At 68.0% G+C, this 12,335-nt stretch carries 13 protein-coding genes and 1 pseudogene; 7 read left to right on the top strand and 7 right to left on the bottom strand.

Translation table 11 applies throughout. The features are described from left to right. The first annotated feature begins 74 nt into the window (after positions 1 to 74). From FB390_RS03260 to FB390_RS03240, 5 genes are all read left to right on the top strand, one after another. The gene (locus FB390_RS03260) at positions 75 to 1,268 is read left to right on the top strand and encodes an acyl-CoA dehydrogenase family protein (RefSeq protein WP_141807608.1); all 1,194 of its coding nucleotides are present in this window, start codon (positions 75 to 77) and stop codon (positions 1,266 to 1,268) included. Next, on the top strand, positions 1,265 to 2,065 hold the full coding sequence (locus FB390_RS03255; protein WP_141807607.1) for an SDR family oxidoreductase: 801 nt from the start codon (positions 1,265 to 1,267) through the stop codon (positions 2,063 to 2,065). The genes FB390_RS03260 and FB390_RS03255 overlap by 4 nt, the downstream gene beginning before the upstream one ends. A gap of 146 nt (positions 2,066 to 2,211) precedes the next feature. Further along, positions 2,212 to 2,943: a hypothetical protein gene (locus FB390_RS03250; RefSeq protein WP_141807606.1), complete on the top strand. Its 732-nt coding sequence runs from the start codon at positions 2,212 to 2,214 to the stop codon at positions 2,941 to 2,943. Positions 2,944 to 3,072: 129 nt separating this feature from the next. Then, complete coding sequence (locus FB390_RS03245; RefSeq protein WP_185756930.1) at positions 3,073 to 3,378, top strand: hypothetical protein; 306 nt, start codon at positions 3,073 to 3,075, stop codon at positions 3,376 to 3,378. Then, positions 3,371 to 3,904 carry a hypothetical protein gene (locus FB390_RS03240; protein ID WP_141807605.1) on the top strand — a complete coding sequence of 178 codons (534 nt, stop codon included), beginning with the start codon at positions 3,371 to 3,373 and terminating at the stop codon, positions 3,902 to 3,904. Before FB390_RS03245 ends, FB390_RS03240 begins: the two co-directional genes overlap by 8 nt. 179 nt (positions 3,905 to 4,083) lie before the next feature. Here the strand turns inward: FB390_RS03240 and FB390_RS03235 are convergent, their stop codons facing one another. From FB390_RS03235 to FB390_RS03205, 7 genes and pseudogenes are all read right to left on the bottom strand, one after another. Then, the gene (locus tag FB390_RS03235; RefSeq protein WP_425465839.1) at positions 4,084 to 5,268 is read right to left on the bottom strand and encodes an acetyl-CoA C-acetyltransferase; all 1,185 of its coding nucleotides are present in this window, start codon (positions 5,266 to 5,268) and stop codon (positions 4,084 to 4,086) included. Positions 5,269 to 5,276: 8 nt separating this feature from the next. Next, on the bottom strand, positions 5,277 to 5,894 hold the full coding sequence (locus FB390_RS03230) for a TetR/AcrR family transcriptional regulator (protein ID WP_185756929.1): 618 nt from the start codon (positions 5,892 to 5,894) through the stop codon (positions 5,277 to 5,279). A gap of 398 nt (positions 5,895 to 6,292) precedes the next feature. Then, positions 6,293 to 6,439, bottom strand: a pseudogene (locus tag FB390_RS34065) (oxidoreductase); the annotation flags it as partial. Positions 6,440 to 6,731: 292 nt separating this feature from the next. Beyond that, a complete protein-coding gene (locus tag FB390_RS03220; protein ID WP_141807603.1) occupies positions 6,732 to 7,808 on the bottom strand; it encodes an NAD(P)H-dependent flavin oxidoreductase in 1,077 nt (358 codons plus the stop codon). Positions 7,809 to 7,881: 73 nt separating this feature from the next. Then, complete coding sequence (locus FB390_RS03215) at positions 7,882 to 8,640, bottom strand: CoA-transferase subunit beta (RefSeq protein WP_141807602.1); 759 nt, start codon at positions 8,638 to 8,640, stop codon at positions 7,882 to 7,884. 4 nt (positions 8,641 to 8,644) lie between these two features. Then, positions 8,645 to 9,523 carry a CoA transferase subunit A gene (locus FB390_RS03210; RefSeq protein WP_141807601.1) on the bottom strand — a complete coding sequence of 293 codons (879 nt, stop codon included), beginning with the start codon at positions 9,521 to 9,523 and terminating at the stop codon, positions 8,645 to 8,647. 26 nt (positions 9,524 to 9,549) lie between these two features. Then, positions 9,550 to 10,314 (bottom strand): enoyl-CoA hydratase family protein, encoded by a 765-nt coding sequence (locus FB390_RS03205; RefSeq protein WP_141807600.1) that lies wholly within the window; start codon positions 10,312 to 10,314, stop codon positions 9,550 to 9,552. A gap of 86 nt (positions 10,315 to 10,400) precedes the next feature. Between FB390_RS03205 and FB390_RS03200 the strand changes: the two genes are divergently transcribed. Further along, positions 10,401 to 11,192, top strand: a complete 792-nt coding sequence (locus tag FB390_RS03200) for an SDR family oxidoreductase (RefSeq protein WP_141807599.1) — start codon at positions 10,401 to 10,403, stop codon at positions 11,190 to 11,192. Positions 11,193 to 11,224: 32 nt separating this feature from the next. Next, entirely contained in the window at positions 11,225 to 12,133 is a 909-nt protein-coding gene (locus tag FB390_RS03195; RefSeq protein ID WP_141807598.1) for an SDR family oxidoreductase, read from the top strand. Positions 12,134 to 12,335 lie beyond the last annotated feature (202 nt).

The following is a 12,335-nucleotide window of genomic DNA, read 5'->3' as shown; positions in this document are numbered from 1 at the left end:
TGTTCCTCACCGTTCACGCGAGTACTTATGCATGCACTCTACAAAGCAAGTGCTTGGTAGGTTATCCTACCGGCGTGGTTGCGATCCAGACCTCAGATTCCGACACTGCCGCGCAGGACGCGCGGTTTTCCGCCGAAGTGCGGGAATGGCTGGCCGAGAATCTCAACGGAGAATTCCGCGAACTGCGCGGACTAGGCGGTCCCGGCCGCGAACACGAGGCGTTCGACGAACGCCTGGCCTGGGACCGGCACTTGGCCGCGTCCGGGTGGACCTGCCTCGGCTGGCCCAAGGAGTACGGCGGTCGCGAGGCCACCGTGCGCCAGCAGGTGATCTTCCACGAGGAGTACGCCAAGGCCAACGCGCCCGCGCGGGTCTCACACGTGGGTGAGGAGCTGCTCGGCCCGACCGTGCTCGCCTTCGGTACCCAGGCGCAGAAGGACCGGTTCCTGCCCGGCATCCGCAATGTGACCGAGCTGTGGTGCCAGGGCTACTCGGAACCGGGCGCGGGTTCGGACCTCGCGGCGATCAGCACGGCCGCGCACCTCGACGGGGACGAATGGTCCATCAACGGCCAGAAGATCTGGACCTCGCTGGCCCACGTGGCCGACTGGTGCTTCGTCGTCGCCCGCACCGAGAAGGGCTCGTCCCGCCACAAGGGCCTGTCCTACCTGCTGGTTCCCATGAAGCAGCCGGGCATCGAGGTGCGTCCGATCATCCAGCTCACCGGGACGTCGGAGTTCAACGAAGTCTTCTTCGACAACGCCCGCACCGCCGCCGACCTGGTCGTGGGCGCGCCCGGCGACGGCTGGCGCATCGCGATGGGCACGCTGACCTTCGAACGCGGCATCTCCACCCTCGGCCAGCAGATCCGCTTCGCGCGCGAGCTGGCCGACATCGAAGCGCTGGCCCGCCGCATCGGCGCGGCCGACGACCCGCTCATCGCGGACCGGATCGACCGGGCCTGGGTGGGTCTGCGAGTGTTGCGCGCGCACGCGCTGCGCACCATGGAGGGCACCGGCGTCGACGACGGCGGGCAGGCGTCGGTGGCGAAACTGCTCTGGGCCAATTGGCACCGCGGCCTCGGGGAGCTGGCCATGGCCGTGCTCGGCGCGCGCGGCCTGGTGGCCGACGAGGACGACGATCTCAACGAATGGCAGCGGCTGTATCTGTTCACCCGCGCCGACACCATCTACGGAGGTTCGAACGAAGTGCAGCGCAACATCATCTCCGAGCGCGTGCTCGGTCTGCCGCGCGAGGCTCGGCCGTGACCGCGCGGCCCCTTTCGGTCGCCCCCGAGCCCGTCGCCGGGCACGGCCTGCTGACCGGACGCGTCGCCGTCGTCACCGCGGCCGCCGGGACCGGGATCGGCTCGGCCACCGCGCGCAGGCTGCTCGCCGAGGGCGCCGACGTGGTCGTCTCCGACTGGCACGCGCGCCGGCTCGCCGAGACCGAGGTCGAGCTGAAGGGCGAATTCCCGGATCGCAGGGTCGCCGCGATCGCCTGCGACGTGCAGAGCACCGAGCAGGTGGACGCGCTGGTCCGCGATGCCGCCGAAGCGCTCGGCCGCATCGACATCATGGTGAACAACGCGGGCCTCGGCGGTGAGACGCCGGTCGTCGACATGACCGACGAGCAGTGGGACCGCGTCCTGGACATCACGCTCAACGGCACGTTCCGCTGCACCCGCGCCGCGCTGTCCTACTTCCGTTCGGCCGGGCACGGCGGCGTCATCGTGAACAACGCCAGCGTCCTCGGCTGGCGCGCGCAGTACGGTCAGGCGCACTACGCGGCCGCCAAGGCGGGTGTGATGGCGCTGACCAGGTGCAGCGCGATCGAGGCCGCCGAACTCGGCGTGCGGATCAACGCCGTCGCGCCGAGCATCGCCAGGCACGCCTTCCTCGACAAGGTCAGCTCGACGGAACTGCTGGATCAGCTTTCCGAACGGGAGGCCTTCGGCCGCGCGGCCGAGCCGTGGGAGGTCGCCGCGACCATCGCGATGCTGGCCAGCGATTACACCAGCTACCTCACCGGCGAGGTGGTTTCCGTGAGCAGTCAGCGGGCCTGAGGCGCCCGATTGAGATCGCCTTCGGGCGTCCGCTTCCGTACCAGGAAATGGGCGCCCGATCAGGTGAAAAAGGGTGGCGCGCTGGGGGCCGGGGTGTGCCATGCTGGGGATGGACGGATCCCGCAATTTCGTAAGGGGCGTTGGCTATGGGCCTGGATCGCCCACCTGCCCGCGAACAACTGGAACTCGACGTCGTGCGCGAGGTCGTGCTGGCCAGACGTCGGCTCGACAGCATGGTTCTAGCCGCCTTGACACTCGGCGCCGAACTGATGAACCACGAATCCACGCGGGCGACAGCGCGCCGCGCCGCCCAGATTCTCGAGTTGTACGCGGTCGACGAGAACGAAGTCGAGCGCGATCCGAGGGCCGCGTTGCGCGCCGACATGATGCGCGACAACGCCCGCGCCCGGCGGATCGGATTGAAATCTCCCGCCGGCGTTCCTTCCGAGCAGGATCGGCGGCGACAGCGCCAGACCGCCCTGTTGCGCGAGGTCCGCGCCGACCTGATCGAGGTGCTGCGCCGCTGCCGCAAGCACCACTACGACCGCGGCGCCGTCGCCGACGAGATCGCCCAGGGTCTGTGCGCCGCCACCGACAAGCTGGTTGTCGGCGCCGACATGGACGCCTACCACGCTTGGCAGCGCGGCATGGTCCTGAAACTCATCGAAGAACCCGTCCCATACGGCCCGCCCCGGGTCATGGCGACCGTCGACGCGGGCCCCGGCCGCGGACCACTCACCGTCGAATGGGACACCCCCGAAAGAAGATTGGCCCTCGTCGCCCGCATGGCCCGCGCCGGAGTCTCCCCGGTCATCATCTGCGACCGCCTCCTCGCCGACCTCTCCGTCTCCTCCCCGATCCGCTACTCCCTGCGCTAGTTTCACTCCAGAGTCGCGGTCGGTGGTTCCCGCTGTCGGTGACGCCACCGGCTGTGCAGCACGAGCCGGGCGTTCGACAAGGTGCCCTCCCTCACCGACATCGCTACCAAACTCGCCGCTATCGTCGTCATGAAGGTGTATCTCGATGCCGATGACGCCGAGGACATCAACTCGGGAAGTCCGAGTGGAGCCTTCACAAATGCCTCGCTGACGACCAAGGTCAACAAGATCGCGAGTTACTACGGAGTCCCCGCAGAGGAAGTGAGGCAAGCAATTCACAAAATCAAGGCGCAAGGTGGTTGGCGCGGGGATGGTGCCAACAAGAATCCGGATGTTGTCGTGGACTTGGACACAGGCGAGGTGTATGTGAAGCTTCCTGGCGGTGAAGTGTCCGAGGACAGCCTCGGGAACATTCTCGATGAGTTGGATGAATAACGTGACGCAGAATACCCGATCGGAGATCAAAGAGTACGAAGACAGATGGGTCCTGCAGCCCATGCGCGGAGGCCATATCGTTCATACGATCTGGCATACCGAACAGGTCGAGTTCGAGACGGATACTTCATTCCGAATCGTTGTCGGGTACCGAGCTGAGATGGCGCACGGGTCTATCGCTGAGGACGCCCCCGCTCGTCACCCGATCAATCATTGGATGAGGAGCGAAGTCGAGCGGATGGTGTCCGCACCGATTCTCTCCCCGGTCCTCTTCAAATCTGGAGGCATGAGACTCGCCTTCGGTAATGGATGGAAACTCTTCGTTTCCGACCGGCACCCCGAGGTGTCGGCCGCCGTATTCTTCGGTGACTCCCCGATATGGAATCGCTCTGGCTTGGTCGGCCACGCAGATTTCTCCGTCGTTGCAGTCGACCCGTGGACCGGACAACGGATCGATGCTCCACCGTGGCCACCGCGCCCCCGAGATATCGATATCGACAACAACTCGGACGACATCAACGGCTGAGCAATCCCGTCTGCACCCGGAGTGCCAGGACACGGCTGATTCGATCCGACAGGCCGATGCGGCCGAGCGTGTCCTCAGGGGTAGAGCACGCGTGGGTGGAGCGGGCGGCGGACAGGTGCGCGCAATGAAAACCGCGCCGGGCGAACAGCATTCGCCCGGCGCGGATCGTGTTTTGCCTCTTACAACCGCTCGATGATGGTGGCGTTGGCAGTGCCGCCGCCTTCGCAGATGGTGAGCAGGCCGTAGCGTCCGTTGCGGCGCTCGAGCTCGTTGAGCAGGGTGGCGAAGAGCTTGGCTCCGGTGGCGCCGAGGGGGTGGCCGAGGGCGATGGCGCCGCCGTTGACGTTGACCTTCTCCGGGTCGGCGCCGGTCTCCTTCAGCCAGGCGAGCACCACGGGGGCGAACGCCTCGTTGATCTCGACCACGTCGATGTCGTCGATGGTGAGGCCGGTCTTCTCCAGCGCCCACTTGGTGGCCGGGATCGGGGCGGTGAGCATGAAGATCGGGTCGGCGCCGCGGGCGCTGACGTGGTGGATGCGGGCGCGCGGCTTCAGGCCGTACTCCTGCACCGCCCATTCCGAGGCGAGCAGAGTGGCGCTCGCGCCGTCGGAGATCTGGCTGGCGACGGCGGCGGTCAGCGGGCTGCCCTCGGCGAGCGCGGGCAGCGAGGCCATCTTCTCCAGCGAGGTCTCGCGCGGACCCTGGTCGATCCAGAAGTCGCCGACCGGGACGATCTCGTTGTCGAACTTGCCTTCCTTGATGGCCTGGCGGGCGCGCTCGTGGCTGCGCAGCGCCCACTGCTCCATGTCCTGGCGGCTGATGCCCCACTTCTCGGCGATGAGCTGCGCGCCGCGGAACTGCGAGACCTCGTCGGTGCCGTAGCGGTGGTCCCAGCCCTGCGCGCCGACGAACGGCGACTCGAAGCCGTACTCCTTGCCCGCGAGCATGGCGGCCGAGATCGGGATGGCGCTCATGTTCTGCACGCCGCCCGCGACGATCACCTCGGCGGTGCCGCTCATGATGGCTTGCGCGCCGAAGTTGATGGCCTGCTGGGAAGATCCGCACTGCCGGTCGACGGTGACGCCGGGGACTTCCTCCGGGTAACCCGCGGCCAGCCACATGGTGCGGCCGATGTTGCCCGCCTGCGGACCGACATTGTCTACACAGCCGACGATCACGTCGTCGACGTTGATCGGGTCGACCGGGTTGCGGTCGAGCAGACCTCGCAGCGCGGCCGCACCCAGATCGGCCGGGTGCACACCGGCGAGCGCGCCGCCGCGCTTGCCGACCGGGGTGCGCACCGCGTCGATCACATAGGCGTCCCGCAGCGGGGTGTACGGGCGGCGGGCGGAAGGTGCAGACATGAAGACTCCTAGTCGGTGTGCCGCGAGACGGTGAGACCGTCGAGCACGATGGTGAGGTACTGCTTGGCGAGGTTTTGGACGGTGATGGGTCCGCCCGGCTGGTACCAGCGCACGGCGACCCACACGGTGTCGCGCAGGAAGCGGTAGGCGAGTTCGACGTCGAGCTCGGGGCGGAAGCTGCCGTCCTTGACACCGTTGGTCAGCACCTGGTGCCACAGTTCGCGGAACTCGCGGTTGTATTCCTCGATGTAGGCGAACCGCTCGGCATCGCGCAGCCGCTTGGCCTCGGCCTGGTAGATCGCGACCGCCGCGTGGAAGCGGTCGAACGACTCGTAGGACGCGGTCACCAAGGCTTCCAAGGTGTCTCGCGAGCTGAGGCCGGAGCCGACGATCTCGCGGTAGCGGCCGAACAGGTCGTCCAGGAAGCCGCGCAGAATCTCGTCCACCATCGACTCCTTGGAATCGAAGTGGTGATAGAGGCTGCCCGATAAGATTCCGGCCGCGTCGGCGATATCGCGCACCGTGGTCGCGCGCAAGCCGCGCTCGGCGAACAGTTCGGCCGCCAGCGCGAGCAGTTCGTTGCGCCGTGCTGATTTCGAGGCGTCTGGTGCGGTCACGAGGGCCATAATACAACCAAGCGTTTGCTTGGTGCTAGGTGCATTGTCGGTGCGGTCCTGCGTGCAGGGCGCCGCCACGTACGCGGCCTTGGGCAACCCGCCAGATCTCATGCGTGACGCTTTCTCGCACGGCGGACGCCGCCGCCGACGCGCTGGAGCGCGGCCTCGTCGAGGTGGTCCTCTGGGAATGGTTGATCTCCTCGGCAAGTTCGGCGGTCAACGTCGAGGCCAACTGCCAAGCTGGTCGGGGCACGACTCGGAGACCTCCCGACTCCGGGCAACAGCATTCAACGCTGGCGGGCTCGCGCCTGCTTGGTGAATTCAGTGATCCCCTCGGGGCGGTGAGAGTGGGTCGCACCAGCCGAGGTGGGGGTTGACGATGAACGGACCCTGCCAGTTCTTCGTAACCGGATCCGGTTGGCGATCGACCCGCCGTATTCGTCGGTGCGCTGATTGGTGTTGTCGGACAGGAACTGGTGCCGCAGAAAACCGTTCGCGCTGTGCACTTCGACGCCGTCGAATCCCGCCACGATGGCGTTGCGGGCCGCTGCGGCGGCAGGTCCGGATTTCGTCGACCGAGCGCCGCTGCACGATCCACAATGTGGAGCAAGACGCCCCGTCATCGAAGGGCTACGCGAGGGGAGCACCTGCCAGGCCGACCGGTCTCGACGGTGTGAGGCGGGTAAATCGACGGTAGTCATATGGTGGCGTTTCTAGATCGAACAGCAACCATATGACTACCGTCGAAACCATTTCTCTATCGACGGGAGAGAAATGGTGGTCAGGGGGTTGACAGGCTGCCCGGGGCCGAGGGGGCCGAGCAGCCTTGTCGGCGGTGATCGGGAATCAGTGAGCAGCCGTCTGACCGGTCAGCGCCGAGATCTCTTCGATCCGCGCGACCGCGTCGGTGACCACCCGCTCGATCAACTCCTTGCAGGTCGGCAGATCCTCGATGATTCCGGTGACCTGCCCCGCGGCCAGCACACCCGCCTGGGTGTTGCCCTCGACGAGCCCGGCGCGCAACAACATCGGGGTGTTGGCGGCCATGACGACCTGGGACCAGCTCAGGTCCTTGGCCTTTCGCATGGCGAGCCCGTCGCGAACCATGGTCGACCACTTCATGCCGGTCATGCTCTTGAACCGCGCCGCGTTCGACACCGCGGCGGCGAATCCGCGCCAACGGCCCGAATTCTCCAGCTTCTGCACCAGCTCGGTGTTCAGCACGCGGTGCGGCATGCCGTCGACCTTCAGTGAGACCACGGTGTCCTGCAACTGCCTGCGCAGGTACTCCTGCTTCACCGCGTCGGGCACCGAGCTCTCCTGGGTCAGCAGGAAGCGGGTGCCCATCGCGACGCCCGCCGCGCCGTACGCGAGGGCGGCGGCCAGGCCGCGTCCGTCGAAGAAGCCACCCGCAGCGACGACCGGGATGTCGACCGCGTCGAGCACCGAGGGCAGCAGCAGGGTGGTCGCCACCGGACCGGTGTGCCCGCCGCCCTCGCCGCCCTGCACGATGACGGCGTCGGCGCCCCAGGAGGCCACCTTCACCGCGTGCTTGGCCGCGCCGATCGACGGAATCACCACGACGCCCGCGTCTTTCAGCTTCGCGATGAGATCCTGCTTCGGCGCGAGCGCGAACGACGCGACCTTCACCTTCTCCCGGATCAGCAGGTCGATGCGCTCGTTGGCGTCGCTGGCGTCGGCGCGGATGTTCACGCCGAACGGCTTGTCGGTCTGCGCCTTGGTCTTCGCGACCGCCGCTTCCAGCTCCTCGAAGGTCATGGTCGCCGAGGCGAGAATGCCGAGCCCGCCGGCGTTGGCGGTGGCCGAGACCAGGCTCGGGCCCGCCACCCAGCCCATGCCGGTCTGCACGACGGGATGCTCGATGCCGACCAGCTCGGTCAGCGGGGTGCGCAGGCGGGTCATGCCGTGTCCTTTCTCGCATGCCCGAGGGGCCCTACGTGGTTACGCAAGCTGCCTCCTCCGGGCCCTGACTCGGTCATGCGGCTACCTCCTTGTCGCGAATACCCTTGGGATCCAGCACAGTTCGGATGATCCGCAGCTCTTCCTCGGTCGGGAGCCGCGTCTCACCCGCCTCGCCGAGCCCGGCGATCTCGAACGCGGTGTTCTCCGCGACCTCGTCGGCGCCGACGCCCGGGTGCAGCGAGAGCGCCCGCATCGTGTGGTCGGGCCCGCCGAAATCGAAGACGCCCAGATTGCTCACGACCCGGTGCAGGTGGTGGAAGCGGAAAGCCGGGTTCGCCGGGTCGACCTTGTCGTAGCCGATGCCGGAGACGATGTCGACCTGCTCGCAGAACACCCGCCTGTTGTGCTTGGGCACCCAGTAGCTGGTGGCGTGGTTGATGGTGTTGCCCGGCGCGCCACGGACACCGAACATCTGCCTGGTCGGCCGTTGCAGCGGGCCGAAGGCGGACAGGTTCTGGTTGCCGTACTTGTCGATCTGGTTGGCGCCCATGACCACGTGCCGCCGTCCGGAGGCGACGACGTCGAACACCTTGGAGAACGGAATCCAGCCCTCGATAGGGGCTTTCGCGCCGAGCGCGGGAGTCTCGGCCAGGTACAGCGCCTCGCCGTCGGAGAGCAGCAGATCCGGTTCGAAGGTGAGGCGGGCCAGGCGCGCGCCGATCGTGGTGACCGGCGACATCGGGCTCGCCATGATCTCGCCCGCGCCGCGGAAGATCTCCGCGCAGGCGACGACGCAGACTTCGGCGCGGGTGCTGGTGGTGGTCTCGGTCATCGAATCAGCCCTCCTGCGTGGCGAAAGCGCGGACGGCCGCCTGGTATTCGTCTTCGGAGACGTCCAGGTACGTGGCCTTGAACTCGGCCCACGACTCGGGCGTCTTGGCGGCGTCCACGTAGTGGCGCTGGAATTTCTCGTCCCGGCCGTAGCTGCCGGAGAAGGTGAAGTGCGCGCCACCCGGGGCCTCGACGACACCGTCCACCATCATGCGGTTGAGGATGATCGCCTGCTGCGGAACGGCTTTCACCAGTTCCTCGGTCTCGACCAGCCGATCCACCGACAGGTAGCGGCGCTCGGCCGACAGGCAGTACAGATCGTCGAAGTAGGGGTCGACGCCGGTGTAGGCGGCATTGCCGTGCTTGTCGCCGAGATCCAGATGCACCAGTGCCGCATCGAGATTCAGCGCGGGCATCGCCACGAGCGTTTCGGTGCGGCCGTCGGCGGCGGGGTAGGGGGACTCGACGGTCTTCAGCTCGCCCTCCCAGAAATCCATGACCGCGGAGCCGAGCCCAGCGCGAATCGGCAGGAACGGCAGCCGCGCCGCCGCCGCCTGCAAGCCGCACTTGACCATGCCCTCGTCCATCTCGCGGACCGTGATCGCGCCCTCGGTGCGCGCCTTCGCGAACCACGGATCGTAGAACGGCGCCGAATCCAGCGACACGAAGCCGTAGTAGGCCTTGCGCACCTTGCCCGCCGAGCACAGCAGACCCAGATCGGGCCCGCCGTAGCCGACCACCGTCAGATCGGTGAGATCCGAGCGCAGGATGGCTCGCACCAAGGCCATCGGCTTTCGCCGGGAACCCCAGCCGCCGATGCCGATGGTCATTCCGCTGCGCAGCTCGCCGACCACGTCGTCGAGCGACATTCGCTTGTCCCGCATGTGTTCTCCTGTATCCGGTGGGCGGGCTACTTGTCGGCCTTGCGCGCCGCGAGGTCGTCTTCGAACCTGGCGCGGATCTCGTCGGCGACGCCCGCGAGGTTCAGCTCGAAGGTGAAACCCTGCTCGTAGCGGTAGCTGCGGTGCACGTCCTGCACGTCGATGCCGTTGAGCGCGCGCTTGGCGGCCCGGATCACCCGGCCGTCCTTCGCCGCGATGTTCTTGGCGACTTCCATTGCGGCGGCGTCGAGTTCGGCGCGCGGCACCACCTGGTACACCGAGCCGTAGTGCTGGAGCTGCTGGGCGGTGATGGTGCTCGCGGTGTAGAACAGCGCGCGCATCAGGTGCTGGGGGACCAGCCGGGAGAGGTGGGTGGCCGCGCCGAGCGCGCCGCGGTCCACTTCGGGCAGGCCGAAGGTGGCGTCGTCGGAGGCGACGACGACATCGGCGTTGCCGACCAGGCCGATGCCGCCGCCGAGGCAGAAGCCCTGCACCACCGCGATGACCGGCACCGGGCAGTCGTACACCGCCGCGAACGCCTCGAAGCAGCCGTGGTTGGCGTCGATCAGCGCCTGATGGCCCGGTTTGCTCTGGATCTCCTTGATGTCGACGCCCGCGTTGAAGCCGCGGTTCTCCGCCCGCAGCACCACGACCTTGGTCTCGGGGTCGCGCCCCGCTGCGCGCACGGCGTCGGCGATGGCGAACCAGCCGTCGGTCGGGATGGCGTTGACCGGCGGGTAGTCGACCGTGACCACGGTGATGCCGGTTGATTCGGAGTGACGGTTGATCCCCATCGCATGTCCTTCGTTTCTGAGCTCGTGGTGCGTGCCGAAGTATGTCGGCATTGGCAAAGCAAGCAGTTGCTTGGTAGGTTAGCACGGTGGGACTCGAAATCGATCTGACCGATCGCGTCGTTCTGGTCACCGGCGGCGTGCGCGGCGTCGGCGCCGGCATCAGCAAGACGTTTCTGGCCGCCGGCGCGACCGTCGTCGCCTGCGCGCGGCGTCCGGCCGACGCCCCGGTCGCGTACGACGGCCGTGAGATCGAATACCTGCCCTGCGACGTCCGCGACGGCGACGCGGTCCAAGGCATGATCGATTCCGTGCTCGCCCGCCACGGTCGGCTGGACACGCTGGTGAACAACGCGGGCGGCGCACCCTTCGCGCTCGCCGCCGAGGCGAGCAAGAACTTCCACGCCAAGATCGTCGAGCTGAACCTGCTCGCGCCGCTGCTGGTTTCGCAGGCCGCGAATGCGGTGATGCAGAAGCAGGCCGACGGCGGATCGATCGTGATGATCTCCAGCGTCAGCGGCCACCGGCCCTCGCCTGGCACCGCGGCCTACGGCGCGGCCAAGGCGGGCATCGACAATCTGACGCAGTCGCTCGCCGTCGAGTGGGCACCGAAGGTCCGGGTGAACTCGCTGGTGGTCGGCCTGGTCGAGACCGAACTGAGCGAGATGCACTACGGCGATCGCGACGGCGTCGACGCCGTCGCCGCGACGGTTCCGCTCGGCCGGATGGCGCGACCCGAGGACATCGGCCGCGCGGCCGCCTTCCTCGCCTCGCCCCTGGCCGCCTACGTCAGCGGCGCGTCGCTGCCGGTGCACGGCGGTGGCGAGCGCCCCGCCTTCCTCGCCGCGTCCACCGCGGCGCACGACCAGCAGCGGGCCTGATACCGAACGCCAACGAAAGAGGACAACAGGTAATGAGCGAGCAGATCTGCGCCGGGCGCACCGTCATCGTCACCGGAGCGGGCCGCGGCATCGGCCGGGCGCACGCGCTGGCCTTCGCGGCCGCGGGCGCGCGCGTGGTGGTCAACGACCTCGGCTCGGCCCTCGACGGCGCGGCCACCGCCGAGACCCCGGCCCAGCAGGTGGTCGGCGAGATCGAGGCGATGGGCGGGCAGGCCGTGGCCAACGGCGACGATGTCGCGGACTGGGAGGGCGCGCGCAACCTCATCCGCCAGGCCGTCGACACCTTCGGCGGCTTGGACGTGCTCGTCAACAACGCCGGTTTCGTGCGCGACCGAATGCTCGTCAACCTGAGCGAGGACGAGTGGGACGCGGTCGTGCGCGTCCACCTCAAGGGCCATTTCGCCACCATGCGCCACGCCATCGAGTACTGGCGCGGTGAGAGCAAGGCGGGCCGCCCGGTCGACGCCCGCATCATCAACACCAGCTCCGGCGCGGGTCTCCAGGGCAGCGTCGGCCAGGGCAACTACGGCGCCGCGAAGGCGGGCATCGCCGGTCTGACCCTCACCGCGGCCGCCGAGTTCGCCCGCTACGGCGTGACCGTCAACGCGATCGCGCCCGCCGCCCGCACCAGGATGACCGAGACCGTGTTCGCCGAGACCATGGCCAAGCCGGAGGACGGGTTCGACGCCATGGCGCCGGAGAACATCTCGCCGCTGGTGGTCTGGCTCGGCAGCCCGCAGTCCGCCGGGGTCACCGGCCGCATGTTCGAGGTGGAGGGCGGCAAGGTCGCGCTCGCCGACGGCTGGCGGCACGGCGTCGCGGTGGATCGGGGCGCGCGCTGGGAACCCGCGGAGTTGGGGCCGGTCGTTGCCGACCTCATCGCGAAAGCTGTTCCGCCGGAGCCGGTTTACGGGGCGTGAGGTGTAGATCCGCCTTCGCTCCGTAGTACTGGAGCTGAGGGCGGACTGCATTGGTCGGTGTCGCCGGGCATACCTACGCTTTGCTTCGGCCGTGCGCCCGCTGAAGGCGACTGCGCCCGTCCGTATCCGCCAGACGTGCCTCCGCCTTGGCTCCGGCCGACGACGGGCCGAGGACGGACTGCGTTCGCCCGTATCTGCCGGG

It is taken from the genome of Nocardia bhagyanarayanae, assembly GCF_006716565.1.
In the GTDB taxonomy this organism is placed as follows: domain Bacteria; phylum Actinomycetota; class Actinomycetes; order Mycobacteriales; family Mycobacteriaceae; genus Nocardia; species Nocardia bhagyanarayanae.
The sequence above is the reverse complement of the archived record's forward strand: the minus strand, read 5'-3'. Positions and strand labels throughout refer to the sequence as shown.

Coding starts and splice junctions, on each gene's coding strand:
- FB390_RS03250 (WP_141807606.1), top strand. CDS start 2,212: ATGGGCCTGGATCGCCCACCTGCCCGCGAACAACTGGAACTCGACGTC.
- FB390_RS03245 (WP_185756930.1), top strand. CDS start 3,073: ATGAAGGTGTATCTCGATGCCGATGACGCCGAGGACATCAACTCGGGA.
- FB390_RS03240 (WP_141807605.1), top strand. CDS start 3,371: ATGAATAACGTGACGCAGAATACCCGATCGGAGATCAAAGAGTACGAA.
- FB390_RS03235 (WP_425465839.1), bottom strand. CDS start 5,268: ATGTCTGCACCTTCCGCCCGCCGCCCGTACACCCCGCTGCGGGACGCC.
- FB390_RS03230 (WP_185756929.1), bottom strand. CDS start 5,894: ATGGCCCTCGTGACCGCACCAGACGCCTCGAAATCAGCACGGCGCAAC.
- FB390_RS03220 (WP_141807603.1), bottom strand. CDS start 7,808: ATGACCCGCCTGCGCACCCCGCTGACCGAGCTGGTCGGCATCGAGCAT.
- FB390_RS03215 (WP_141807602.1), bottom strand. CDS start 8,640: ATGACCGAGACCACCACCAGCACCCGCGCCGAAGTCTGCGTCGTCGCC.
- FB390_RS03210 (WP_141807601.1), bottom strand. CDS start 9,523: ATGCGGGACAAGCGAATGTCGCTCGACGACGTGGTCGGCGAGCTGCGC.
- FB390_RS03205 (WP_141807600.1), bottom strand. CDS start 10,314: ATGGGGATCAACCGTCACTCCGAATCAACCGGCATCACCGTGGTCACG.
- FB390_RS03195 (WP_141807598.1), top strand. CDS start 11,225: ATGAGCGAGCAGATCTGCGCCGGGCGCACCGTCATCGTCACCGGAGCG.